The sequence below is a fragment of the Acinetobacter sp. AOR34_HL genome (assembly GCF_027854795.1).
Classification (GTDB): Bacteria; Pseudomonadota; Gammaproteobacteria; order Pseudomonadales; family Moraxellaceae; genus Acinetobacter; species Acinetobacter junii.
On record NZ_JAKTID010000080.1, the window covers coordinates 22,891 to 47,524 of the forward strand.

23 protein-coding genes are annotated in these 24,634 nt (G+C 39.9%); 12 read left to right on the plus strand and 11 right to left on the minus strand.

What is annotated here, in order from left to right:
- The first annotated feature begins 26 nt into the window (after window positions 1-26).
- From lptF to MKL32_RS13500, 4 genes are all read left to right on the plus strand, one after another.
- Window positions 27-1,127 (plus strand): LPS export ABC transporter permease LptF, encoded by a 1,101-nt coding sequence (lptF, locus tag MKL32_RS13485; RefSeq protein WP_004917030.1) that lies wholly within the window; start codon window positions 27-29, stop codon window positions 1,125-1,127.
- On the plus strand, window positions 1,127-2,197 hold the full coding sequence (lptG, locus tag MKL32_RS13490; protein ID WP_005403525.1) for an LPS export ABC transporter permease LptG: 1,071 nt from the start codon (window positions 1,127-1,129) through the stop codon (window positions 2,195-2,197). Before lptF ends, lptG begins: the two co-directional genes overlap by 1 nt.
- Before the next feature lie 119 nt (window positions 2,198-2,316).
- Complete coding sequence (gene gpmI, locus MKL32_RS13495; protein ID WP_099949328.1) at window positions 2,317-3,861, plus strand: 2,3-bisphosphoglycerate-independent phosphoglycerate mutase; 1,545 nt, start codon at window positions 2,317-2,319, stop codon at window positions 3,859-3,861.
- Between the two features lie 9 nt (window positions 3,862-3,870).
- Window positions 3,871-5,046, plus strand: a complete 1,176-nt coding sequence (locus MKL32_RS13500; RefSeq protein WP_212387878.1) for a S41 family peptidase — start codon at window positions 3,871-3,873, stop codon at window positions 5,044-5,046.
- Window positions 5,047-5,085: 39 nt separating this feature from the next.
- Here the strand turns inward: MKL32_RS13500 and MKL32_RS13505 are convergent, their stop codons facing one another.
- From MKL32_RS13505 to gacA, 3 genes are read right to left on the minus strand one after another with little or no spacing between them, the layout of a single operon-like run.
- Window positions 5,086-6,516: a sigma-54-dependent transcriptional regulator gene (locus MKL32_RS13505; protein WP_004958496.1), complete on the minus strand. Its 1,431-nt coding sequence runs from the start codon at window positions 6,514-6,516 to the stop codon at window positions 5,086-5,088.
- Window positions 6,517-6,538: 22 nt separating this feature from the next.
- Window positions 6,539-8,104 carry a sensor histidine kinase gene (locus MKL32_RS13510; RefSeq protein ID WP_112987268.1) on the minus strand — a complete coding sequence of 522 codons (1,566 nt, stop codon included), beginning with the start codon at window positions 8,102-8,104 and terminating at the stop codon, window positions 6,539-6,541.
- A 15-nt stretch (window positions 8,105-8,119) separates the two neighbouring features.
- Window positions 8,120-8,755, minus strand: a complete 636-nt coding sequence (gacA, locus tag MKL32_RS13515; protein ID WP_004957336.1) for a response regulator transcription factor GacA — start codon at window positions 8,753-8,755, stop codon at window positions 8,120-8,122.
- Between the two features lie 211 nt (window positions 8,756-8,966).
- On the opposite strand from gacA, the gene pbpG reads away from it, so the two are divergent.
- From pbpG to MKL32_RS13530, 3 genes are all read left to right on the plus strand, one after another.
- Complete coding sequence (gene pbpG / locus MKL32_RS13520) at window positions 8,967-10,028, plus strand: D-alanyl-D-alanine endopeptidase PBP7/8 (protein ID WP_125272421.1); 1,062 nt, start codon at window positions 8,967-8,969, stop codon at window positions 10,026-10,028.
- A gap of 163 nt (window positions 10,029-10,191) precedes the next feature.
- Window positions 10,192-10,806, plus strand: coding sequence for a DUF6915 family protein (locus MKL32_RS13525; RefSeq protein WP_004957343.1), 615 nt, complete (start codon window positions 10,192-10,194; stop codon window positions 10,804-10,806).
- Window positions 10,807-10,829: 23 nt separating this feature from the next.
- Window positions 10,830-11,609 (plus strand): hypothetical protein, encoded by a 780-nt coding sequence (locus tag MKL32_RS13530; RefSeq protein ID WP_042892788.1) that lies wholly within the window; start codon window positions 10,830-10,832, stop codon window positions 11,607-11,609.
- 66 nt (window positions 11,610-11,675) lie between these two features.
- On the opposite strand, the gene thrC is transcribed toward MKL32_RS13530, so the two are convergent.
- The 4 genes from thrC to xerD all read right to left on the minus strand — a co-directional run bounded on the left by thrC (window position 11,676) and on the right by xerD (window position 16,174).
- Complete coding sequence (gene thrC, locus MKL32_RS13535; RefSeq protein ID WP_042892793.1) at window positions 11,676-12,815, minus strand: threonine synthase; 1,140 nt, start codon at window positions 12,813-12,815, stop codon at window positions 11,676-11,678.
- A gap of 58 nt (window positions 12,816-12,873) precedes the next feature.
- The gene (locus MKL32_RS13540) at window positions 12,874-14,175 is read right to left on the minus strand and encodes a homoserine dehydrogenase (protein WP_004917010.1); all 1,302 of its coding nucleotides are present in this window, start codon (window positions 14,173-14,175) and stop codon (window positions 12,874-12,876) included.
- A gap of 126 nt (window positions 14,176-14,301) precedes the next feature.
- Complete coding sequence (locus tag MKL32_RS13545; protein WP_004917009.1) at window positions 14,302-15,117, minus strand: DsbC family protein; 816 nt, start codon at window positions 15,115-15,117, stop codon at window positions 14,302-14,304.
- A gap of 136 nt (window positions 15,118-15,253) precedes the next feature.
- Window positions 15,254-16,174 (minus strand): site-specific tyrosine recombinase XerD, encoded by a 921-nt coding sequence (gene xerD, locus MKL32_RS13550; protein WP_270900653.1) that lies wholly within the window; start codon window positions 16,172-16,174, stop codon window positions 15,254-15,256.
- A gap of 149 nt (window positions 16,175-16,323) precedes the next feature.
- Here xerD and MKL32_RS13555 point away from each other — a divergent pair, with 149 nt between their 5' ends.
- The 5 genes from MKL32_RS13555 (at window position 16,324) to ftsW (ending at window position 21,410) form a co-directional block, all read left to right on the plus strand.
- Window positions 16,324-16,584 carry a FeoA family protein gene (locus MKL32_RS13555; RefSeq protein ID WP_270900659.1) on the plus strand — a complete coding sequence of 87 codons (261 nt, stop codon included), beginning with the start codon at window positions 16,324-16,326 and terminating at the stop codon, window positions 16,582-16,584.
- A complete protein-coding gene (gene feoB / locus MKL32_RS13560; RefSeq protein WP_270900654.1) occupies window positions 16,581-18,434 on the plus strand; it encodes a ferrous iron transporter B in 1,854 nt (617 codons plus the stop codon). Before MKL32_RS13555 ends, feoB begins: the two co-directional genes overlap by 4 nt.
- Before the next feature lie 13 nt (window positions 18,435-18,447).
- Window positions 18,448-18,699, plus strand: coding sequence for a DUF6587 family protein (locus MKL32_RS13565; protein ID WP_270900655.1), 252 nt, complete (start codon window positions 18,448-18,450; stop codon window positions 18,697-18,699).
- Between the two features lie 148 nt (window positions 18,700-18,847).
- A complete protein-coding gene (murD, locus tag MKL32_RS13570) occupies window positions 18,848-20,206 on the plus strand; it encodes a UDP-N-acetylmuramoyl-L-alanine--D-glutamate ligase (RefSeq protein WP_004957366.1) in 1,359 nt (452 codons plus the stop codon).
- A gap of 10 nt (window positions 20,207-20,216) precedes the next feature.
- Entirely contained in the window at window positions 20,217-21,410 is a 1,194-nt protein-coding gene (gene ftsW / locus MKL32_RS13575) for a putative lipid II flippase FtsW (protein ID WP_004916997.1), read from the plus strand.
- A 54-nt stretch (window positions 21,411-21,464) separates the two neighbouring features.
- On the opposite strand, the gene gluQRS is transcribed toward ftsW, so the two are convergent.
- The 4 genes from gluQRS to MKL32_RS13595 all read right to left on the minus strand — a co-directional run bounded on the left by gluQRS (window position 21,465) and on the right by MKL32_RS13595 (window position 24,633).
- Entirely contained in the window at window positions 21,465-22,328 is an 864-nt protein-coding gene (gluQRS, locus tag MKL32_RS13580; RefSeq protein ID WP_270900656.1) for a tRNA glutamyl-Q(34) synthetase GluQRS, read from the minus strand.
- Window positions 22,329-22,461: 133 nt separating this feature from the next.
- A complete protein-coding gene (gene dksA / locus MKL32_RS13585; RefSeq protein WP_004916993.1) occupies window positions 22,462-22,995 on the minus strand; it encodes an RNA polymerase-binding protein DksA in 534 nt (177 codons plus the stop codon).
- 189 nt (window positions 22,996-23,184) lie between these two features.
- Window positions 23,185-24,000, minus strand: coding sequence for a 3',5'-cyclic-AMP phosphodiesterase (cpdA, locus tag MKL32_RS13590; protein WP_004958529.1), 816 nt, complete (start codon window positions 23,998-24,000; stop codon window positions 23,185-23,187).
- A 21-nt stretch (window positions 24,001-24,021) separates the two neighbouring features.
- Complete coding sequence (locus MKL32_RS13595) at window positions 24,022-24,633, minus strand: NUDIX domain-containing protein (RefSeq protein WP_005403538.1); 612 nt, start codon at window positions 24,631-24,633, stop codon at window positions 24,022-24,024.
- Window position 24,634: the final 1 nt, after the last annotated feature.

Below are 24,634 nucleotides of genomic sequence, written 5' to 3' on the forward strand. Positions count from 1 at the left end.
TTGGTCTATTTTTTGGAAGCATTACTTTGATTATTCGGCGTTATCTCGTCAAACAAGTGGTGTCCACTTCTTTGGTTGTAACTGCATTACTTACGCTCATTATTATGGGTGGTCAGTTAATCAAGATTTTTGGACGAGCTGCACAAGGTCGTTTAGATGCTGGCGTTTTGCTGAGTATCATTGCATATCGTCTACCCGAATTTTTGACGTTGATTCTTCCACTCGGTTTCTTTATTGGATTGATGCTGGTATTTGGTCGACTTTATGTTGACCATGAAATGGCGGTGTTAAATGGTAGTGGCGTCAGTCGAAATCAATTGGCAAAATTATTATTACCGATGACCTTCGTTTATTTGCTTGTTCAATCTTTTCTGATGTTTTGGGGATCATCGTCGGGAATCAGAGCTTACGAGAGTTTGATGCAAACTCAAGCAGTGCGAGCAGGTTTTGATTTGGTTCGACCGAAGGAGTTTATTTCTTCTGGGCCATACACCATTTATGCTGGCTCTTTGTCAGAAGATCGCAAAAACTTAAAAGATATTTTCTATTATCAAAAAGCTGAACGTGAAGACAAACCTGATGTCATGATCTTGGCAAAAGAAGCTACACGTGTGGAAATGGCTAATGACACAGCCAATGTGGTGGACCTCGTTCAGGGGCGACGTTACGAAATTTATCCGAATCAGCCACGCTACACTCAAGCAGAATTTCAGTCATATCGCTTACGTTTAGAAAATGATAAAGACATTAAATTTGAAAGTGATGATGTTGAAGCATTATCGATGAGTAAATTATGGCAAAAACGTGATGATTCGGTGGTTCGTAGTGAGTTGGGATGGCGGATATTTGGACCGTTTGTCATCCTTGTTGCTTTGTTGCTTGCCGTAGCATTATCAGAAGTTAGCCCGAGACAAGGTCGTTATTATCGTCTCATTCCTGCGATTTTTATTTTTGCCAGTTTAATTGTATTGATGATTGCAATTAAGACCCGAATTAGTAAAGAAGAGTTAGATATTTGGGCATATCCAGTTGTGCTTCTTGTCTATGCAATTGCAGCAGCGATTTTTGCACGCAAACAGAAATTAGCGCCTAAAATTAAGAAAGGCATTCAGCGAGTGGGGTTATGATGTTAGCACGTCGAATAGTCGCCAAACATGTGACAAAAACCACGGTACTCGCAATGTTGGGAACAACATTGGTGCTTTCCTTTTTACAAGTGTTGTTTACGTATCTAGGTGAGTTAGGCTCACTTAAACCTAATTACAATGCATGGCAGGCATTTTTGTATGTCATGTGGGGTGCGCCTCGATATTTGTATGAAATTTTGCCTGTCGCTGCGTTGATAGGTTCTGTACTTGGTCTGGGGGCATTGGCATCGAACAGTGAACTGATTGTCATGCGCTCGGTGGGTATCAGCCTATGGCGTATAGTTGGCTGGGTTATGCGTTCGGCACTGTTATTAATTGTTTTGTCTTTTGTATTAAGTGAATGGGTTATTCCATATACAAATGAAAAAGCCCAAAGCATAAAAAAACAACGTAGTGTTGCGACTTTAGGTGAAGTAAAAGGATATTGGTCGAGAGAAGGACAACGTTTTACATATATTGACTATGCAAACTCTCAAGGGCAATTACGTAATATTCAGTCAATTGATTTTGATCAAAATTATCGTCTTCAGTCTTTTATTACTGCTGAGAAAGGTCAGTTTGTGAAAGATGGTCAATGGACTTTACAGGACTCACATCAAGTTGATTTGCTGGCTCAAGGTAATGCGATCAAAACTGATCATGCTCAACAGGCATTAGGTCTCGCTTTGCAGCCGAAATATGTGCACATGGTGACCTTAGATCCTGAAGATTTATCTCCAAGTCAGTTGGTTAGTTTTATGCGCTATTTGGAAGAATATAGCCAAGTACCAAAGAGCTACGAACTGGCTTTCTGGCAGAAAGTATCTTCTCCTTTTGCATTGATTGCACTGGTTTTGATTGCGTGTTCTTTTATTTTTGGTCCATTGCGTCAACAGTCTATGGGTTTTCGTCTGGTGATTGCATTATTTACGGGATTAGGCTTTTTCTACTTGCAAGACTTTTTAGGTTATGCAAGTTTGGTTTATGCGCCATCTCCTGCATGGTTTGTATTGTTGCCAATTATGCTGATGTTCGGCATCGGTAGTTATTTGCTCTATCGAGCACGTTAACGCAGCATTTGCTTTCCCTATCTTATCGATTGAGCAAAGCCATCCGTCAGGTCATAGAGAATTTTGTCAAATTTCGGTAAACTATGCCGATCAAATGATAGACAAACAGAGAGTCCAATATGACGGATGCAAATGCTGGCAAAATTCCTCACGTTCTTGTAATCATGGATGGTGTAGGACATCGTGAAGCAGTTGAAGATAACGCGTATTTAGCAGCAAAAACGCCAAATCTAACCGCCATGAAAGCGAAGCATCCGAATAGTTTAATCTCTGGTTCAGGTGAAGATGTCGGTTTGCCAGATGGGCAAATGGGTAACTCTGAAGTTGGACATATGAATCTTGGTGCAGGTCGAGTGTTGTACCAAGATTTTACTCGTATTACTAAAGATATCCGTACTGGTGCTTTCTTTGAGCATGAAGTATTGGTTGATGCTGTAGAAAAAGCCAAAGCTGCAAATGGTGCTGTGCATATCATGGGCTTGCTGTCAGAGGGTGGCGTTCACTCACATGAAGACCATATCGTGGCGATGTGTGAGCTTGCACTAAAACGTGGTGCAAAGGTCTACTTACATGCATTTCTCGATGGTCGTGATACTCCACCACGTAGTGCGAAACCTTCATTAGAAAAATTAGATGCTGTATTTGCTCAATACCCAAATCAAGGTCGCATTGTTTCGATGATTGGTCGTTATTTTGCAATGGACCGTGATAATCGCTGGGATCGTGTTGAACAAGCTTATCGTTTAATGACTGAGGGTGAGGCGACTCGTGTTGCTAGCAATGCGGTTGAAGCGTTGGATCTCGCTTATGCTGCTGATGAAAACGATGAATTTGTCAAAGCAACACGTATTGGTGACATTGTTAAAGTACAAGATGGCGACAGTATTGTATTTATGAATTTCCGTGCCGATCGTGCGCGTGAAATTACTCGTGCTTTTGTTGAAAAAGATTTTACAGGCTTTACACGTAAAGTAATTCCAGCACTTTCCAAATTCGTTATGCTGACTCGTTATCAAGCAAGTATTGATGCTCCCGTTGCTTATATGCCTGAAGAGTTGAAGAATTCGATTGGTGAATATCTATCAGGGTTGGGTAAGACACAGTTACGAATTGCTGAAACAGAAAAATATGCACATGTTACGTTCTTCTTTAGTGGTGGTCGTGAGGATGAATATGCAGGTGAGAAGCGTATTTTGATTCCATCGCCGAATGTCGCAACTTACGATTTAAAACCTGAAATGAGTGCAATTGAAGTCACTGATGAGTTGGTTAATGCAATCAATTCAGGTGAGTTTGATCTGTTAGTTGTGAACTATGCTAACGGTGATATGGTTGGTCATACTGGTGTGTTTGATGCTGCTGTGAAAGCAGTAGAAACTGTGGATGCATGTTTAGGTCGAGTCTACGAAGCAGTGATGGCAAACAAAGGTCATATGTTAATTACTGCTGATCATGGTAATGTAGAGCAAATGCAGGACTATGAAAGCGGACAGGTACATACGCAACATACCACTGAGCTGGTACCATTCATTTATGTTGGACCTACACAAGCAACAATTGCTGAAGGTGGCGTGCTTGCAGATGTAGCACCAACTTTGCTTAGTTTGATGAATCTTCCTGTTCCACAAGAGATGCAAGGCAAAAATCTAATTACGTTACAATAAGGTGAGAGAATGACCCCACACAACAACATATATCGCGCATTATTTGCTAGTTTGTTGATGTGTGGGGGATATTCATCCTTTGCTGCGCCGATCTCACATACACATGAGTGGGATGAGAATCCTGAATCTCGTAGTGCCGAAGTTCCGATAGAATCAATTCAACAGTTTGTTCAAATCTATAGCATTGTGAAGGACAATTACGTCGATAAAAAATCTGATGATGCTTTGTTCCAACAATCCATACAAGGTCTAGTCAGTGGTCTAGATCGTTATTCTCGTTATCTTTCTGCAGAAGAATATCGCCAACTCATTCAATATACCGAAGGTGATTTAGCATCAGTTGATTTTAATTTGAATTACGACACGCATATGCGCGCATGGCAGATTCAAGATTTAAAAACAGGTTCTGATTCAAATAAATTGGGTTTGCGAAATGGGCAGACAATTTTAAAAATTGATAATCAAGAATTAAAAAATCTAAATCAAGATCAAGTTCTCGGCTTACTTTATGGGTCCATCGGAAGTACAGTACAAATACAAGCTGAAAATAGCACGAGTACTATCATCTTAGTCAGAAACAAAAAAGTTGAAACGGATATCGAACCTGAGTTACTGCACAATCAAGTTTTAGTTTTAAAAATTCGTGTCTTTCAACAAGACACTGCAAATGAAATCAAAAGAATTATTGATGAATATAGTTCAAATCGTTTGAAAGCTGTTGTTTTGGATTTACGTAATAATCCAGGTGGATTGTTATCCGCTGCTGTTGAGTCAGCCGATTTATTTTTAAACCAAGGTTTGATCGTGACGACAAAAAGTCGTTCTGAGGGAGATCAACAATTTCAAGCACTTCCTTCAAATGACTTTCAAAATCTAAAAGTAGGAATTTTGATTAATCATCGTTCCGCATCAGCTGCTGAAGTATTTACTGCTGCATTAAAAGAGCATAAAAGAGCGTGGGTAATTGGTGAAAATAGTTATGGAAAAGGCGTGGTGCAAAAGCTTTTTCCACTTCCTAGCGGAGCCGCCTTACAAATGACTGTTTCTCATTATTATACGCCTGAAGGACATATGATTGAAGGTCAAGGGATTCAGCCTCATCAAACCTATCCCTTGTCGCCTGAAACAAGGGAAGATTCATATCTAGAACATGTGGCAGAGTTGACTTTAAAAAGCAAAATCTAAAAAAAGCCCCAAACTTTATGGGGCTTTTTTATTCGAAGATTACTCATCATCCTCAGTATCTAAACCGAACTTTTTCAAACGATAGCGTAAAGATCGGAAGGTCATTCCAAGTTTTTTTGCTGCTAGCGTTCGATTCCAGTGGGTGAGATTTAAAGCATTCAATAACACTTCTTTTTCAATATTTTCTAAATAGCGTTCCAAACCTTCTGGCGGTAATTTTTTAGAGCTTGGGTTTGGACTCGCACTTTGCAGCGTTATTTCACTTTCATCTGACTGAACATAAGCATTTGAAGGAATACTGATTGAGCTACGCAGAGGTGCAGTTTGCAAATGAGCCAAATCAATGGTTTCATCATCACTGAGAGTGATTGCACGTTCAATAATGTTTCGAAGTTCGCGAACGTTACCTGGAAAATATTGCTGCAAGAGGAATTGCTCTGCACGTGTGGTGAGGGATTTAACAGGTAACTCCCATTCTTGGCTAATCTTTTGAATAAAATGATTTGCCAGAATTAAGATATCTTGACCACGCTCACGAAGTGGGGGCAATACGATATCCATCACATGAATGCGGAAGAATAAATCTTGTCTAAAGCGACCTTGCTGAACCAAGAGTTCTAAATCTTGGTGGCTGGCACTAATCACACGGAAATCCACATCAATTTCTTGATCTGATCCAACTGGACGAATTTTTTTCTCTTGTACTGCACGTAAAAGTTTTACTTGCATGTTTAAGGGAAGTTCTGCGATTTCATCTAAAAAAAGGCTGCCACCGTGTGCCGATAAGATAAGACCTTGTTTATCTTGTGTTGCACCTGTAAAGCTGCCTTTTTTATGACCGAATAATTCGCTTTCCATTAATTCTGTTGGAATAGCACCACAGTTGATGGCAATGAAAGGTCCTTCGCTGCGATTACTTAAACGATGAACTAAGTTCGCAACAACTTCTTTTCCTGTTCCTGATTCACCTGTAATAAAAACAGGTGCTTGTGAACGGGCAATCTTTTTTAAAGCGATCCGTAATTGTTGAATAGGTGTTGAACGCCCAATCAGCAATTTGTTTTCTAAGGCTGTTTCTACCGCCTCTTGTTCGGGTTGAGGGCGGTTTAAAGCTTTTTGAATCAGTTGATCAAGATGTGTCTGATTCACTGGTTTGCTAACAAAGTCAAACGCTCCAGCTTTCAGTGCTGCAATTGCAATGTCCATATTTCCGTAAGCAGTAAGAACAGCGATGGGTGTGTTTGGATAGTTTTGAGTCACATGTTTAACGAGATCAAGACCATTTCCATCTGGAAGATTAAGATCGGTTAGACATGCATCGTACTGAAACTCGGTAAAGAATTTTTTGGCTTGCTCCACACGATATGCAAGATGAGTTTTGATTCCCATACGTGCGAGCGTCATTTGCATAAGAAGACACAAGTCTTCTTCATCGTCTACGAGTAAGACGAGAGGTTGTTTAGTTGCCATTTCCCCGAAAAACCTAATTTAATCAATGAATTTTTGAGCATTCAATCCTGAAACATGCTCCTTGTTGTTGCTCTATATAATTGAGCTTTGCATGATTTGCCTCACAAAAACTATGAGACAAGTACAATCCTAAACCAGTTCCTTTAATTTCGGTACTAAAAAATGGTTTGAATAACTGAGAAATATCTCTTTTTGCAACACCTGTACCAAAATCAATCACATCTATTCGGGTGCGACCATCATTTAGATGAATATTCACTTCAATATATTCTGCTTCAGGTGCATTGTGTCTTATAGCATTACGAATAAGATTGATTAACACTTGTCTTAATTGTTTTTCATCAAACATGATCGTTAAATTTTCAGGCAAACTGATTCGGATCTTAGATTTAACATCTGCTAAATCTTCATTTAATAATGTTTCAAAAAATTCTGTTAATTGAATAATTTGTGGTTCAGTAGGTTTATTGCGTGCCATTCCCAAAGTATCTTGAATGATGCTATCGATCCTTTTTGCCTGTTTGCTAATCATTCGAGATAGCATATCTTGCTGATGGATATCGCTACCCTTAAGTAATTCATTGGCTTGTACAATAGCTGCAAGTGGGTTTCTGATTTCGTGTGCAATACTTGCAGAAAGTTGTCCTAAAGCCGCCAATTTTAATTGTTGAACCTGTTGAGTAAGTTTTTGGGCATCTTTCAGGATCAATAAGAATAGGGGCTGTTCAGGAACAATTAAATGTTTGACTCTAACATTGACCGTGTATGGGCTAAGTTGTGATTCAAAACTAAATTCCTCACCATCTTTTAGCTCACTAAATTTGATCAGCTCAAAAAGATCAGGTTGCCATTTTATTAAAGGTGTTTTCTCAGTAGAAACAGGAACGTTAATTCCAAGTAAAGTATTGGCAGCAGGATTGCTTAAAACAATATGGTTACTTTCATCTAGAACGAGATAACCATCTTCAATCTGTTCAAGGATGTAGCGGTTGATATTTTGAAGTTGATGAATCTCTATGGATTGATGGAATGTCAACGTCTCTAAAATTTTAAAACGTTGTACTGCAATACGTCCAATAGCATGCACAACAAAGAATAAAAAAGCGAGAAAGATACTATTACTTAAATGATTTAAGTTATTGTAGTTAAAGAAATCGCCAATAAAACGTTGATAAACCACCATAATGACAGCAAAAAGTGTCACGATCAGCGAGAGCTGAGAGTTTAGTAGAATTGCAGAAGAAAAGATTACGATTACGTACAGCAAACTTAATTGTAAGTTTGGCCCCCCCGCAGAGAAAGTAATCAACGCTAAACAAATCACATCAATAAGAAAAATTAAAATGAGCTGTTTAGTGACTTGTACTGGAAGTATTTTGAGTAAAAAAAGCTGGAAAATACTAAATGCAATAAAGCAAATCAGTGTATAGAAATATAAAAAAGGGTAATCATAGTCTGAGGCTAATTGCTCAGCCGTTAATAAATAAATGAGCAAAAGGCTGATAGAGATAATCAGCCGATATCCACTATACCAAATACCAAGCTTATAGACGGTTTGGGAGACGGAAGAGGCTATTTTGCCCAGCATATGTGATCACTTTTCTTAAGGTTTAATAAGACCGTATCGAATCGCTAAGTGTGTGAGTTTGACATCACTATCAATCCCAAGTTTTTCAAAAATACGATAACGATAAGTATTGACAGTTTTAACGCTTACAAACAATTTATCGGCAATTTCCTGAGCACTAATACAGTTAACGACCATCATCGCGACTTGCATTTCACGTTCTGAAAGCGAATCAAATGGGGATTGTTGAGTATCTGAAAGATATGAGCTAGCTAACTGCTCTGCAATATCAGCACTGAAGTATTTACCACCTTGCATGACTTTATTGATCGCTCGAACCATCTCCGAAATCGGTGCACCTTTGGTAATATAACCTTTAGCACCTGCTTTGAGCAGTAGTGATGGGTAGGGCTCTTCTGCTAAACCACTGACAGCAATAACTTTTGTATCTGGTGCTGACTGGAGTAGTCGGCGAGTAGTTTCAACGCCACCAATACCTGGCATATTGACATCAAGCAACACCACTTGAGGGTGTTTTTGACGAACCAATGCAATTGCTTCCTCGCCAGATTCAGCTTGTCCAATAACATCTACATCTGGATGGTCTTCTAACATACGGCAAATGCCTGTGCGTACGAGTTCATGATCATCAACAACTAGAACAGTGATCAAGAAGACCTCCTTTTTTTTCAAAAAACTGGTTTTTTGTTACATAAAGCAAAATTAGCTTGCAATGAAACGACAAAATTAGCAATCCTATTCTTTGTGATTAGAGAATAGTTGTACACAATTGTGTCTACAAAAGCTTTACCCGATTTGTTCAAATGTAAGGCATAATGATAGTAAGCGCAAATGTACAGCGTCCTGAGTTGAGTATTGTGTCGTGAAAAATTCTAAAAAATCTGTCTTGCATGTGTTAAGCATGTCGATCTTGTTGGCGTGGAGTTCAACAAGTTTTGCTGAATTAGTGAATAACAATTCAGTATCTCCGAGTGCGGGCAGTTCGTCAGCTTCGATTAGTTGGTCTGCAAATGATGTCAGTCAATTTCTGGAAGATGATGAGACTGAGATTAGCCCACAAGGTTCAACTTCAGTCACGACAATTTTACGAGGGAGTGGCTCTGCTTCCATTACTTCATCAACGGCGCCTCAAAAGAGCGTACAAATACGTGACACTTTCGGGTATAGCAATCAACCCTCTGTCAATGCACGTGCAGCATTAGTCATGGATGCACAAACTGGTGAAGTACTGTACAGTAAAAATAGTAGCTTAGCAGTTCCAATTGCATCGATTACTAAAGTCATGACCGCAGTTGTGACAGCTGATGCTCGTTTAGACATGTCGGAAGAGATCACCTTACAACAAATCGATTTCGCTGGTGCTGGTGGTAAGAACTCAAGTTCTACATTGCGTGCCGGAGATACGATGAATCGTGCAGAACTACTGCTTTTCGCATTGATGAAATCTGAGAATCCTGCTGCTGCTGCTTTAGCTCGTACATATCCAGGTGGCCGTTCAGCGTTTGTGGCTGCGATGAATGCAAAAGCAAGACAACTAGGTATGACATCAACGCGTTATGCTGAATCTACAGGCCTTGATCCACATAATGTTTCATCAGCTAGAGATTTAGGTATTTTGGTGAGTGCTGCATCTCAATATGGTTTGATTCGTCAGTTCTCAACAACACCTACTTACGATTTTAATTTAGGCTATCGTGTTTTGAAGTCTAATAATACCAATGCATTAGTACGTAATGGTGGTTGGAATATTAACTTATCAAAAACAGGTTATATCAATGAGGCAGGACGTTGTGTAGTGATGCACACCACAGTTAATTCTCGTCCAGCTGTTGTCGTATTGCTCGGGGCTTCAACTTCTCAAGCACGTACAAATGATGCGACTAATCTATTAAATTGGGTGGCTACCCTACCAAAACGTATTTAGTAGCATTGGATTGTTAAAAGCTCTTCTTTATGAAGAGCTTTTTTATGTCTTTAAAAAATCAGAGAAAGACGACATAACTTGTCTTTTATCAAATAATTATATGTATTAATAAATCAAAAATAGAGTAATATTTATTCATTACAATAAATGATGACATTCAATCATGAATGCGATGCAACATGCTCGGATTTCCGCAAAACGTTGGGGTGGGGAGCCTGAAGACTACTATGAAATTCATGCTTTTATAGATAGTACCAAAAGCTTATGCAGTGATGCACGACACCGAGTTTTGCATACTTTATGGGGAATTAACTCAGTTGTAGTACCGATCTTTGGGCATAGTCTAGTGACGAGTACAGGCAAATCTGTTGATGTTAAAGATTTGTGTGAGCGTGATCATTTGTTAGTGGACTATCAACAGCGTTTTATTCCGACCTTACATGATTTTGTAAATGCGATAGATGTAAAACAATTACCCCAAAATTTTGAACAACATTTAGAACAATTACATCTTAACTATGTAAAGGATAAAACACTTTCGCAAATGATGTTATCGCCATTAGCACAGACGGGTAAATTACATTCTTTATTACTGACACATAATAGCTGGTTTATTTTTGATATCTTACCTCGATTGGGATCACTGCCTAGTTTGGGAAATATTCGTTATAGCCCTGCTGATTTTTTTAATGCGATGCATTTTGAATTGTGGATGGACAATGGGATGGCAATTCCTCTGAGTGCGCAAGCATTACATCAAATAAAACAAACGACTTAACGATATATTTTTACGGGAATAAAATGAGCACATATGTGATTCGTGCCAAGTATTTTGGTTATAACGATGAAGTTTTCTACGTAGCTGGCAATCGTATTGCGAATGTTTTTGATAATAAGCAACAGGCTGAATTAGCTTATAAAAAACTTGAGATAGATGGAGCGCGTGATTTTGCATTATATGAAGTTGAATCCCTTTTTGATGCTGATGAAGCATTATTGCAGCAATTAGATGACTTCGTATATTCACGTTGTGGTGAACATATTTGCGAAGAAGGGGATATTTCTGACGATGTATTACCTGCAAGTTTAAGTGACGATGATACCTTTGAATTTATTCAGCTTGCTGGAATGCAAAAATTCCAATTGGTTGAATTCGAAAATGAAGTCAAGTTTTATGGTTTATGGTCTGTAAAAAAACAACAATGGGTGGAGGAGCATGATGAATGCTTTGCGGGTTTAATATATTCAGAAAGTTTAGATGCTTTTAAATCTAAAGTTGAGCATATTTTTGCTGATTATGATTATTCAGCAATTGAAATAAAAGGCAGCTTGGATCAACTTTCAGCCCAACCGATTTTATTGCAAGCAATGATTAGTACACGATCTGGTTTAAGTTATGATGAAGCAAAACAAACCCTTGTCATTGATGCTTGGCAAGATGAAGCATTGTATGCTGTGAATTCGCTATTGAAGCAGCCTTTGTTTGAAATTAAGGAAATTAGTCTAGAAGAAATTCAAAAAATTGAAAAATACTTAGCGAAACAATATAGCTATGATGAAGATTATGAATATGAAGAATAAAATCATGTTCTAGTTAATAAAAAACCAGTTGCAAGCAACTGGTTTTTTATTACTAAAAATTTATTCTTACATATTTGAAAGAATAGAATCTTTAACTTGATCCATCGTTGCATCGATGGATAACATCACAGCATCCGCACATTGTTTGATTGCTGTATCTGGATCTTTCAAACCGTTACCTGTCACTGTACATACGATCACAGAACCTTCAGCAATTTTACCTGCTTTGATGTCACGAATAGCACCACCGATAGAAGCAGCAGAAGCTGGCTCTACGAAAACACCTTCATACATAGAAAGTAAGCGTTGAGCTTCAAGAATTTCGCTATCTTGAAGTTCATCGAACCAACCTTTCGAATCACGTACAACTGCTTTTGCATGATTCCAGCTTTGTGGATTACCAATACGAATAGCCGTTGCAACGGTTTCAGGACTTTCCACTGGAGCACCACGTAAGAATGGCGCTGCACCAGAAGCTTGATAACCAACCATCGTTGGTAAGCCTTCAGGTTTAGGACCAGTGAATTGATCTGTTGCTGCATCATAGATGACTTGTTCGAACTGATCAGCAGGTTGATTTGCTAATGCTTCTGTATAACCCATCCAGTGTGCAGTGATATTCCCTGCGTTACCTACTGGTAAACAGTGGTAGTCAGGTGCACGCCCTAGAGCTTCAACAATTTCGTACGCAATGGTTTTTTGGCCTTGTAAACGGTAAGGATTGATTGAATTTACGATAGTCACAGGCGCTTGATCTGCTACTTCTTTTACTAGACGCATACCGTCATCGAAGTTACCGCGGATTTGCATGGTGATTGCACCGTACATCATTGCTTGAGCCATTTTACCCATTGCAATTTTGCCTTCAGGAATCAAAACGAATGCTTTAATTCCTGCACGTGCTGCATATGCCGCTGCTGCAGCTGAAGTATTCCCTGTTGATGCACAGATAATTGCCTTCGAGCCTTCTTCAACCGCTTTGGTTACAGCCATCGTCATACCACGGTCTTTGAATGAACCTGTTGGGTTAAGACCTTCGTACTTCACATAGATTTCAACGTCTTTGCCAATAATACGTGGAATGTTCTCTAGTTTAATAAGAGGAGTATTTCCTTCGCCTAAAGAAATTGCACGTGTAGTTGCAGACACAGGTAAACGGTCACGATAACGATCTACAAGACCAGTATAACGATTGGCATTCGACATGATGGTGTTCCAATATGAGGTAGAGCGGGGTGAGGGAAGGCATTTTCCCTCAACCTGATTAACTATCGAGCGATTCTAAACGAATTCTTACGATTTCGCCACGAATAGCTGGTAATGCTTGAATTTGAGCAAGAGCTTCATCCATTTTTGATTCAACAATTGGATCAGTCAAAATCACGATTGGGATGAGGTCTTTGAGGCGAGATTGTTGCATGATCGCATCAATACTAATACCTGAACGGCTGAGAATGCTAGTGACATCAGCGAGCACACCAGTTTGGTCTTCTGCATTTAAACGAATGTAATATCCCGTTGTCATTTCTTCACGGCTTAGGATTGGTACATTTGTAAGCGCCTCGAATGCAAGTTGAGGGATTGTTCCAGCGCCGTCTTCGGTGTATGAGATATCTCGAACAATATCAATCACATCTGCTACAACTGCTGAAGCTGTTGGTCCTGCGCCTGCACCAGCACCATAGTACAATGTTGGACCCACCGCATTTGCTTGAACAAGTACCGCATTTTTTACGCCATTCACGTTTGCGATCAATTCTTCAGCAGGAATCAAGGTTGGGTGTACACGTAACTCAATGCCTTTTTCAGCACGACGCGCAATACCTAAATGTTTGATACGGAAGCCAAGTTCTTCAGCATATTTCACATCTTGAGCTGTGATTTTACTAATGCCTTCGGTATAAACCTTATCGAATTGAAGTGGAATACCAAACGCACAAGATGCCAAAATCGTCAGTTTGTGTGCAGCATCAATCCCTTCAACATCAAATGTCGGATCTGCTTCAGCATAGCCAAGCTCTTGAGCTTCTTTGAGAACATCATCAAATGCACGACCTTTTTCACGCATTTCAGTCAGAATGAAGTTACCTGTACCGTTGATGATGCCTGCAAGCCATTCGATATGGTTAGCTGCTAAACCTTCACGGATGACTTTAATAATTGGGATACCACCAGCAACAGCCGCTTCATAAGCAATTTGCACGGCATTGTCTTCTGCTGCTTTGAATAGCTCATTACCATGTTCTGCGAGTAAAGCTTTGTTTGCTGTAACAACTTGCTTGCCATGCTTAATGGCTTCCATGATGACTTCATAAGCAGGATGAATGCCACCCATGACTTCAACGACTACATCAACATCAGGTTGACGCACGATCTCCATGAGATCTGAGCTTTGTTTAATGCCTTCGAGTTGTAGATCTGGACGTGGACGGCGGGTGCCTACGTGTGTAATTTGAATTTCTCGACCAGTACGGCGTTTAATTTCAGCAGCATTTTCTTGTAATAATTTAAGGGCTCCACCACCTACAGTACCAAGACCGAGTATCGCCAGACGAACTGGTTTCACGTCACACTCCATTTTATTCAATCATTTTAATGAAGCTTGATCATAGCTAAAAAAGTGCGCAGACACTAGGGCTAAGATCATCTTTAATCTGTCGCCCAAGTCGCTTTGTGGAGTTGCTGTGAGGATTTATTTTTCGAGTCGTTTAATGATTTCTTCTGGTGTCATATATCCACCAAGATATTCGCCGTCAACGTTATAAATTGCTGGTGTGCCATTAACGCCCATGTTTAAACCTAACTGATATTGATCACGTACAGGGTTTTTACATTCTGCTGCAGCAACAGGAAGACCTTGTGATGCTTGATCAAATGCAGCTTTGCGATCTTCACTGCACCAAATTGCTTGCATCGTAGGCATAAACTGCTCACCACGTGGCCATGCGATATAACGAACTTCAATACCTTTGGCATTAATTTCAGGTAAATGTTCATGCAGCTTGTGACAGTACGGGCAGCTTGAATCGGTAAAGACATAAATCACATGCTTAGCTTTACCGCCTTCCGCTGGGTAAACAATTAAATCTTCAGTTTTGAGTGCTGCTAAATGTTTTTTATTTTCTGTAGCTTGCAGAGCTTCGCTAACATTTTGTAGCTGTTTGTCGCCTAAACGGATCACATCGCCTTGGATGATGTATTGACCATCACTAGTGGCATAAACAGAACCCATGCCTTCTAGACTCACCCAGAATAGATTAGGAACTTCTGTTTTTTTAACTGCAATAATTTTAGCGTTGATATTTGCAGTTTTAAGATGCTTTTCTAAGGTTGAGACTAAGCGTTGTTGCGCGTTTCGCTCACTTAAGGTTGATGCTTCACCCGTAGCAGGCGCTGTTGCTGTAAGAGCATCTTGTTTTTGTGCTGAATTTTCTTTTGAGCAGGCACTAACTAATAAAGTTGATGCTAATGCACAAGCAAGTGCAAGCTTAGACCGAGTAAACACCATAAAGAACCTTTTTTCTACGTATTCATTTGTATTAAGGGTCTAAGCATAGCAAAAAAAACATCTGACTTCGTTAAATCTTGCTTAAGCTTTGTGAACTCAATCAACTTGTTGAATGCGTCATAGATAAACGGTCGGTTTAACCTCTTGGATGATGTTTGCTATGCAGCTCTTGCATTCGATGTTGAGCGACATGCGTATAAATTTGTGTGGTTGAAAGATCGCTATGACCGAGTAGCATTTGTACTACACGCAGATCAGCGCCGTGATTGAGTAAATGTGTGGCAAACGCATGTCTCAGGGTATGCGGGGATAATTCTGCAGATATATTGGCCTGTAAAGCATAGCGTTTGATCGCGTACCAAAAGTTTTGCCGACTCATGATTCCGCCATGTTGGGTAAGAAATAAATAATCGGTATTACTTTTATAAAGCTGTGGACGGGATTTTGATAAGTATTTCTCGACCCATTCACATGCGTATTGACCTAGCGGGACAAGACGCTCTTTGTTTCCTTTACCTGTAATACGTAAGAAGCCTTGTTTTAAATTTATTAACTCTAAACGTAAATTCAGTAGTTCTGTAACACGTAGACCACAAGCATATAAAACTTCAAGCATGGCTCGATCACGTAAACCCAAAGCGGTACTGATATCTGGTGCATTTATCAGTGCTTCAACATCATGCTCTGATAAATCTTTAGGTAATGATCGACCAATCTTAGGGGATTGATGTGTCGCAACAGGATTATCATCTCTAAGTTTTTGTTCTCTGAGAAATTTAAAAAATTGCCGTAAAGCTGATAAACACCGAGCAATGGAGCGTGGGCTTTTGCCATGTTTGGTCAGCGCGATCAGTACATCGGCAATATCATCACTTGACCACTCAGTAAGTACCACTGTGTCGTGCAAGTCACTACATTGAATTAAATCAGACAAATAGGCATTACGAGTATGTGGACTTACTGTTTGTGCAACTAAATAATCACGAAATCCATGTAAAAAACTTAAATGTTCAGGGATTTTTACAGCAGCAGGAATACGAGGTTTTTTATTTAACATAACAGCTTAAATCCTTTCATCTATTGCACTGTAAAAGAAAAAGTATTTGTTGTCGATCTGTGACAAGACTAAATGCCACTGAGATTGCTTTTGGTAATTATTCTCATTTGCTTGTATACTACGTGCAAAAGAGATATGGGTTAGAAACGGTGCGATTGTCAGCATTAAAAGTCAAACAAACAGCGAAAATCACGCAAGTGAATCGCCTAGTGAATGATAATGATGAACCAGATCTGGTAGCGATACGTCTTGAGAGTTTGGGTTTTGTGCCTGGCGCACAAGTTCAAGTGATTACCAAAGGTGTTTTTGGTGGTGACCCGATTCTAATCCAAATAGGTTTTACCCGTTTTGCTCTGCGCAAATCTGAAGCCGATAAAATTGAAATTCAGCTGGAAGGAGTACCTACATGAGTGATGCGCTTCGTGTTGCCCTTGTGGGAAATCCAAACTGCGGTAAAACATCTTTATTCAATCATTTAACTGGTACCCGCCAGAAAGTAGCAAACTATGCGGGTGTTACGGTTGAACGTAAAGTCGGACATTTTCAGCTGCCATCAGGTAAAAATGTTCGTGTTCTAGATTTGCCAGGAACTTATAGTTTACAAGCAACTAGTCCCGATGAAGCAATTACCCGTGACGTCTGCCAAGGTAAAATAGCTGAGGAAGGTCAGCAAGACGCTTTCTTGTGTGTGGTAGATGCGACGAACTTAAAACTACATCTTGGTCTCGTATTAGAAATTATTGAGCTTGGTCGTCCGATCCTCGTGGTTTTGAATATGATGGATGAAGCACGTCGTCGAGGTATTCAAATCAATACACAAAAATTATCTCAACGTTTAGGTGTACCTGTGGTTGAGACGGTTGCTGTACGTAATTCAGGAATCGAAAATTTATTACATGCACTTGATCAAGGGAAATATACCGTTCCGCAGACCGAGCTGAGTGGTTTGACTGGTGAGCATCATCAGAAAATTGAAACCATTTTCAAAGATGTCGTGAATTTCGTAGATCAGGAAGATAAACGTACAGATTTCCTTGATAAAATCTTCTTGCATCCAGTGTTGGGTTTGCTCAGTCTAGCGGTGATGATGTTCATCGTTTTCCAAGCTGTATTCGCTTGGGCGGCACCATTTATGGATGGAATTGAAACATTCTTTGGATGGCTTGGTGAAACATTAGGTGCTCATATCAGTCAACCGCTTTTACAAAGTTTAGTGGTTGATGGGATTATTGCAGGTGCTGGTGGCGTAGTGGTGTTTTTGCCACAAATTCTGATCCTGTTCTTCTTCATTTTAGTCTTAGAAGAATCTGGATATCTACCTCGTGCTGCGTTCTTGCTTGATAAATTGATGTTTAAAGCAGGTTTGAGTGGTCGTGCGTTTATTCCATTGCTTTCAAGTTTTGCTTGCGCTGTTCCGGGTATTATGGCTACTCGAAGTATTAGTGATCCCCGTGATCGTTTCACGACGATTTTGGTCGCGCCATTAATGACTTGTTCAGCTCGTCTACCTGTATATGCTTTATTGATTGCAGCTTTTATTCCAGCTCAGACCGTTTGGGGAATCTTTAATCTTCAAGGTTTAGTGTTGTTTGGTCTATATATGGCGGGTATTGTTAGCGCATTATGTGTTTCATTTGTGATGAAATTTTTGCAAAAAGATAAATCACAACATGCGCTTTTATTAGAGTTGCCAAGCTATCGTATTCCCGATTTAAAAGGTGTCGGCATTGGTTTATTAGATCGTGGAAAAATCTTCTTAAAACGCGTGGGTGGAATTATCTTCGCGCTTTCGATTTTACTTTGGTTTTTATGTACTTTCCCACAAGCGCCTGAAGGTGCCACTCAACCTGCGATTGATTATAGTTTTGCTGGTATGTTGGGGCATTTAATGCAGCCTATTTTTGCCCCAGTGGGATTCAACTGGCAGATATGTATTGCACTTATTCCAGCGATGGCAGCACGTGAAGTAGTTGTTGCTGCACTGGGAACAGTATATGCCTTATCTGGAGCTGATGATGAAGCTGTTGCCCAAGGCTTGGCTCATTTAATTAGTGCAGATGGAACAGGTTGGTCTTTAGCTACAGGGCTGTCTTTGCTGGTGTGGTTTGTTTATGCGCCACATTGTTTAGCAACTTTGGCAACGGTGCGTAGAGAAACAGGTTCTTGGAAACATGTGGCTGTGATGACCGCATATTTATTTGGTTTGGCTTATTTGATGTCTTTCTTTACTTACCAAATCGCTTCGCGAATTTGGGGCTAGATAGGAGCTGCATATGTTTGAGTATCTGATTATTGCGGTTTTGGTCGGTTGGAGTGCCATAGTTGTCTTTAAAAAGGTATTTCCTCAAACCGCAAATGCTATGTTCATGTCTTTGTCGAATGTATGTCAACATTTTGGTTGGCAACGCTTAGCACTACGATTGAAACCTAAAATGGTTGTTGGATGTGGTGGTGGATGTGGTTGTGCAAGCGATGAAAAGGACAATAATAAAACTGAAGAGATTCAAGCCGTGAAATGGCGTTAAGATTTTTTGTTTATAAAGCCATCGAATGATGGCTTTTTTACGCACTGACACAAAAAAATGCGAATAAAGATAAAACTGAAAAAGCATTCAAAACAGCAAAGTGCTAACATTTTTGCCATTCTGTGATCTGCGATAAAATGGGGCAAAAATGTTAATACAACGTGGTGGATTAAAAGTTGTTGCTGGCTTGGGTATTTCTGGTGTGTCAGCAGTAAACTTTCTGCATGAACAAGGCTACCAAGTTGCAGTAACAGACTCTCGAGAAACTCCACCAGGTCATGATCAAATTCCTGCTGAGGTGAGAACGAGCTTTGGACGACTCGATACAGAGCTATTACTTCAGGCCGAAGAGATTATTTTAAGTCCTGGATTAGCACCACAATTACCTGAAATTCAACAAGCCATTGATAAAGGAATTCCAGTTGTAGGGGATATTCAGCTTTTACGCCGTGCAACTGATGCTCCCATTATTGCGATTACAGGGTCAAATGCTAAAAGTACAGTGACAACACTCGTGGGTTTGATGGCTCAGGATGCTGGAAAGAAAGTGGCTGTTGGTGGAAACTTAGGTCGACCAGCCTTAGATTTATTAAAAGATAAACCTGAACTCATCGTTTTGGAGTTATCGAGTTTCCAGTTGGAAACTACTTCGCATTTGAATGCTGAAGTTGCGGTTGTTCTCAATATGAGTGAAGACCACTTGGATCGTCATGGTGATATGTTGGGTTATCACAAAGCCAAACATCGAATTTTCCAAGGTGTTAAAAAAGTCGTTTATAACCGTGATGATAATTTAAGCCGTCCTTTAGTGCCTGATGCAACACCAATGCAAAGTTTCGGTTTGAATGCTCCTGATTTAAATCAATATGGTGTTTTGAGAGATGCAGATGGCACCATGTGGTTGGCACGTGGAAGAGAGCGTATCTTAAAAACCTCTGAGATGTATATTCAAGGAATGCACAATGTAGCAAATGCACTTGCTTGTTTGGCCATTGGTGAAGCGGTTGGATTTCCGTTGCCGAGTATGTTAGAGACATTGAAAACATTCAAAGGCTTGGAGCATCGTTGTGAATATGTGCAAACGATTGATGGTGTGCGTTATTACAATGATTCAAAAGGAACAAATGTCGGTGCAACTTTAGCGGCGATTGATGGGCTTGGCGCTGCTATTGAAGTCAATAAAGGCAAATTAGCACTTATTTTAGGCGGTCAAGGCAAAGGTCAGGATTTCCGTCCTTTGCGTAATGCAATACAAAAATATGTGAAATCTGTCATTCTAATTGGCGAGGATGCGCCTGTAATTGAACAAGCGATACAAGGAACAACTGTTATTCAGCACGCGTCTAGCTTAAAAGCCGCGGTCGAGCTTGCTCAGCAAGTAACGCAAGCTGAAGATGTGGTTCTGTTGTCGCCAGCATGTGCAAGTTTTGATATGTTTAAAAGTTATAATGATCGCGGGCATCAGTTCGTGGCATGTGTAAATGCCTTGAGTGAAAATAAAAACTAGGAACAGCGTTATGGCGGATTTGGCCCAAAATACAGTGCAGAAGATTTCTCAAATCTTAAATCGATTGCCGAAGCTTCCAGCAGAAATGACACCACGTAACATTCTGATTTTCTGTGTAGTGTCTTTACTCTGTTTGGGTTCGGTGATGGTGGCCTCTGCTTCCATGCCGTATGCAGAATATATCCATGAGAATCCATTTTATTTTTTGATTCGTCATGGTATTTCGATTGTTGTCGCCGCTGTGGTTGCATTTTTGACTTATCGTGTCTCTTTAAACTTATGGTTTAAAAATGCGTTTCCATTATGGCTGATTACGATCATATTACTGCTCGCCGTTTTGGTGGTCGGGTCAGAAGTGAATGGCGCACATCGTTGGATTAAAGTTGGTGGTTTCACGATACAGCCAACGGAGATTGCTAAGATTGTGATGGCAATTTTTACGGCAGATTATGTGGTGCGCCGTGCGAAAGAGGTTCGAACGCACTGGAAAGGCTTGCTACGCTTAAGCGGAGTAATGGCACTTACAGTCGGTTTTATCGTTGCTGAGCCTGATCTTGGGGCAACAGCGGTGATAGTTTTAATGATGGTTGGTGTGTTCTTCTTAGCTGGTGCGCCTGCGACTCAGTTCTTGATCATGTTAGGGGCGATTCTTGCAGGAATTACCGCACTGATTTTATTTGAACCATTCCGCTTTCAACGACTTATTTCATTTACCAACCCTTGGGCTGATCCATTAGGTGTGGGTTATCAGTTGTCAAATGCTTTGATGGCATTTGGTCGGGGTGAATGGTTTGGAACAGGTTTGGGACATAGTGTCCAGAAACTTTCCTATCTTCCTGAAGCACATACAGACTTTATGTTAGCAGTCTTGGGGGAGGAGTTTGGATTCTTCGGTGTAACAACTGTCATGATTCTCTCATTTACTATGCTGGCATGTTGTATTCGTATTGGGCATCGTGCATTGCAGCATAATTATCTGCGCGCAGGTTATTTAGCTTATGGTATCAGCATTATTTTCCTGTTACAGATTTTGGTAAATGCAGGCATGAATATGGGCTTGATGCCAACCAAAGGTTTGACACTGCCATTTATTAGTTATGGTGGTACATCATTGATGATGTGTGCTGCGATGATTAGTCTGATTTTGAAAATTGATGCTTCAACCCAAGAGCTAAATCCTGTCAAAGAAGAATCGAATTTCTAAGGAATTTAGTTTCTGATACAAAAGAGACCCTAATTTATTAGGGTCTCTTTTGTTTTATAAATAAGATCCTGTCAAATGAATGCCTTTAGGGATTAAATTTACATCCCATTGCTGTACAGCTTGTTGCAGCATTATTCTAGGTTTATTTAATTCAACATTTGGTTGCCCAAGTGCCAATAGGGCTTGCTGTAATAATTCAGAAGCCTTTGATACGTCTAATGCTTGTGCCAAATTTTGCTTAGATAATTTCTGACCTTGACCATTCATAGCTAGGGGTAAATGCATATAACTCAAACTTGGATAGTTCAATATAGAGCCAAGCCAGATTTGTCGAGCGGTATTATCTAATAAATCCGCACCGCGAACGACATGCGTAATGCCTTGTAAATAATCATCAACCACAACTGCTAATTGATAACTAATGATGCCATCTCTTCGTTTTAGAACGAAGTCACCAAGATCATCTTTTAGGTTGGAACATTGTCGACCTTGTAATCTGTCTTCAAAACAAATCAGCAGATCATCGACTTTTAAACGAATGGCTTGCTCAGCAAAATCAAGATTTAAATCTCGGCATGTGCCAGCATAGATGTGATTAGAGCCGAGCATTTTTCGGGTACATTGGCAGGCATATATGGCATGTTGCTGTTTGAGTTGATCGATTACTTGCTCATAAATAGCTAAACGATCTTTTTGGAAAATAATCTCGGCATCAGGTTCAAATTCAAAGGCATCGATGCAAGATAAAATGTGAGTTTCGCTATTTGGATAAATGCGAGGAATATCGGTATCTTCTATTCGTACTAACCACTTACCATGATTGGCTTTGGCATCACAATAGCTTGCGACAGCAGTCAGTAAAGAACCAAAATGTAAAGGGCCAGTAGGAGAGGGTGCAAAACGTCCGATATAAGACATAAAGATTTATTGTTGTCTAAATAATTAAATCTACACCTAATCCCTCCAATACAAGGAGGGAGATATGCGAAAACAATGGGTTTTTAAAATTCGCAATATTCCTCCCTTTCTAAAGGGAGGTTAGGCGGGATGGTTATCCGTTGTTTTGCTTTTCTTTGATTTCAGCCAAAGTTTTGCAATCGATACATTGAGTAGCTGTTGGACGAGCTTCTAAACGGCGTAAGCCGATTTCGATACCGCAAGTTTCGCAGAAACCGTAATCACCACTTTGGATCGCTTCTAATGATTGCTCGATTTTACGAATCAGCTTACGCTCACGATCACGTGTACGTAATTCAATCGCAAACTCTTCTTCCTGAGTCGCTCTATCATTTACATCGGGTAAAGCTGTTGATTCATCTTGCATTGTGTTGAGCGTACGATCAACTTCTGACATTAACTCTGCTTTCCATGCATTTAAGATTTGGCGGAAATGCTCAAGTTGTCCATCAGACATGTATTCTTCATTTTTTTTCGGCTGATAAGGTTCAATCCCAAACAAGCTCGCAGTTGTACCGCCTTCAGAAGCTTTAGGTTTGGTTTTGCGTACACGTTTTACAGTCGATTTTTGTTCGTCGATCACTGCTGTGTGTTCGTCCAAGACTTGATTTTGGTTGTCATTCGCCATATAGGGCATTCCTCATCTTACACGTACTATCTATACGCAAAAAATATGGTGATATGCAAGTGTTTTTATAGAAACCTAAGATGGTTTTTTCCATCAAGGGTCGACATCATATAGACTTTTTCAGCAAGATGGTAGTCATTACTGTCTAGAATTAGTGATAAATCTAGGATGTGATTTGTAATCAAAAGTTTAGTCGTAACCTAAGACTTCTGAGCTACTCAAGCGTTGAGAATTACTTAGACGATGTACTTGTGTTTCAATCTCGCCATTTGCTTTCAAACGGATATATCGGTAGCCAGGGTGTTCTTCATCAAGTGCAAATTTTTCACTTTTCGGTTTGAACTGAATACATGTAGAAGGGGTCGAAAGGAATTCAACACCTTGCCATGATGTAATAGAGTCTTGATGCACGTGTCCACAAATAATTGCCTTAACATTGCTAAAGAGCTGAATGGTTTCAAGTAAATCAGAGGAATTTTTTAATTTATGCTGATCAATCCATGCAGATTGCATTGCAAAGGGATGGTGGTGACATGCAATTATGACATAACGATCATGTAGTTGAGTCAATAATTTTGGAAGTTGCTGCAATTGGGCATCTGCGATTTTGCCGTCAATACGATTCGGCTGAGCGCTATTTAATAAAATGACATACCAATTTCCAAGCTCAACAACTGTTGGAGCAGTCTTGTCTTGCTCATGGAATGGAAAATGATTGACATCATCGTGATTCCCAGGTGTTTGAAAAAAGGGAATGCTCAAGCTATGCATATACTCGAGATAGCGATGATAGGTGAGTGGCGTCGGGTTCTGAGCTAAATCACCTGTATGAACAATCAAGTCAATCTCAGGGTGTGTTTGACGCATCAAGTCAATTACTGCATGAAAACTTTGTTCGGGTTGCATTCCGACAAATTCTAAATGTGGATATTCAAGTAAATGAGTATCCGTAATCTGGATCATCACAAAATCTTTTTGTGATAATGTTGAGACTTGAAAAGTCACCGCTTTATCCCCTTCAGATTTTTATTGTTGTCGTAAATGCTGAGTAAGCCACTGCAATGCCATAATGACAGGTGCATTTCTCAACCGCCCATTTTTTAATAATAGAGGTGCATCAGAATAATCAAACAAATGAAGTTGAATGTCTTCACCTTCGTCTGGCATTCCAAACACGCCACCTGATGTTGGTAATTCAACATTTGCAACATATAAGTGAAAAATTTCTGAACATGCCCCTGCTGAAGGATAAAAGGTAAATAAATGTTGTAAGTCATGAACTTCACAACCCGCTTCTTCTAAGCTTTCACGGCGAATACATGTTTCAGGTGTTTCATCCCCATCTAAAACACCAGCAATCACTTCTAATTGCCAAGGTGAAACGGTATCGTTTAATGCGCCAATTCGAAATTGTTCGATCAAAGCAAAACGTCTTTGCTGATTATCATATAATAAAACACCAGCCGCTTCGGGACGGTGAATTAATTCACGATGAATAGATGATGAATAATTAGATTTATTAAATAATCTATGTTTTATCGTGACTTTCTCTACCTGAATGAACCCTCGAAATAAGTTCTCTCGAGATTCTATCGAAACGTCGGATGCTGAAAAGCTGGCGTGCTCAAGAATATTCATC

Coding starts and splice junctions, on each gene's coding strand:
- lptG (WP_005403525.1), top strand. CDS start 1,127: ATGTTAGCACGTCGAATAGTCGCCAAACATGTGACAAAAACCACGGTA.
- gpmI (WP_099949328.1), top strand. CDS start 2,317: ATGACGGATGCAAATGCTGGCAAAATTCCTCACGTTCTTGTAATCATG.
- MKL32_RS13500 (WP_212387878.1), top strand. CDS start 3,871: ATGACCCCACACAACAACATATATCGCGCATTATTTGCTAGTTTGTTG.
- MKL32_RS13505 (WP_004958496.1), bottom strand. CDS start 6,516: ATGGCAACTAAACAACCTCTCGTCTTACTCGTAGACGATGAAGAAGAC.
- MKL32_RS13510 (WP_112987268.1), bottom strand. CDS start 8,104: ATGCTGGGCAAAATAGCCTCTTCCGTCTCCCAAACCGTCTATAAGCTT.
- MKL32_RS13525 (WP_004957343.1), top strand. CDS start 10,192: ATGAATGCGATGCAACATGCTCGGATTTCCGCAAAACGTTGGGGTGGG.
- MKL32_RS13530 (WP_042892788.1), top strand. CDS start 10,830: ATGAGCACATATGTGATTCGTGCCAAGTATTTTGGTTATAACGATGAA.
- thrC (WP_042892793.1), bottom strand. CDS start 12,815: ATGTCGAATGCCAATCGTTATACTGGTCTTGTAGATCGTTATCGTGAC.
- MKL32_RS13545 (WP_004917009.1), bottom strand. CDS start 15,117: ATGGTGTTTACTCGGTCTAAGCTTGCACTTGCTTGTGCATTAGCATCA.
- xerD (WP_270900653.1), bottom strand. CDS start 16,174: ATGTTAAATAAAAAACCTCGTATTCCTGCTGCTGTAAAAATCCCTGAA.
- feoB (WP_270900654.1), top strand. CDS start 16,581: ATGAGTGATGCGCTTCGTGTTGCCCTTGTGGGAAATCCAAACTGCGGT.
- MKL32_RS13565 (WP_270900655.1), top strand. CDS start 18,448: ATGTTTGAGTATCTGATTATTGCGGTTTTGGTCGGTTGGAGTGCCATA.
- murD (WP_004957366.1), top strand. CDS start 18,848: ATGTTAATACAACGTGGTGGATTAAAAGTTGTTGCTGGCTTGGGTATT.
- ftsW (WP_004916997.1), top strand. CDS start 20,217: ATGGCGGATTTGGCCCAAAATACAGTGCAGAAGATTTCTCAAATCTTA.
- gluQRS (WP_270900656.1), bottom strand. CDS start 22,328: ATGTCTTATATCGGACGTTTTGCACCCTCTCCTACTGGCCCTTTACAT.
- dksA (WP_004916993.1), bottom strand. CDS start 22,995: ATGGCGAATGACAACCAAAATCAAGTCTTGGACGAACACACAGCAGTG.
- MKL32_RS13595 (WP_005403538.1), bottom strand. CDS start 24,633: ATGAATATTCTTGAGCACGCCAGCTTTTCAGCATCCGACGTTTCGATA.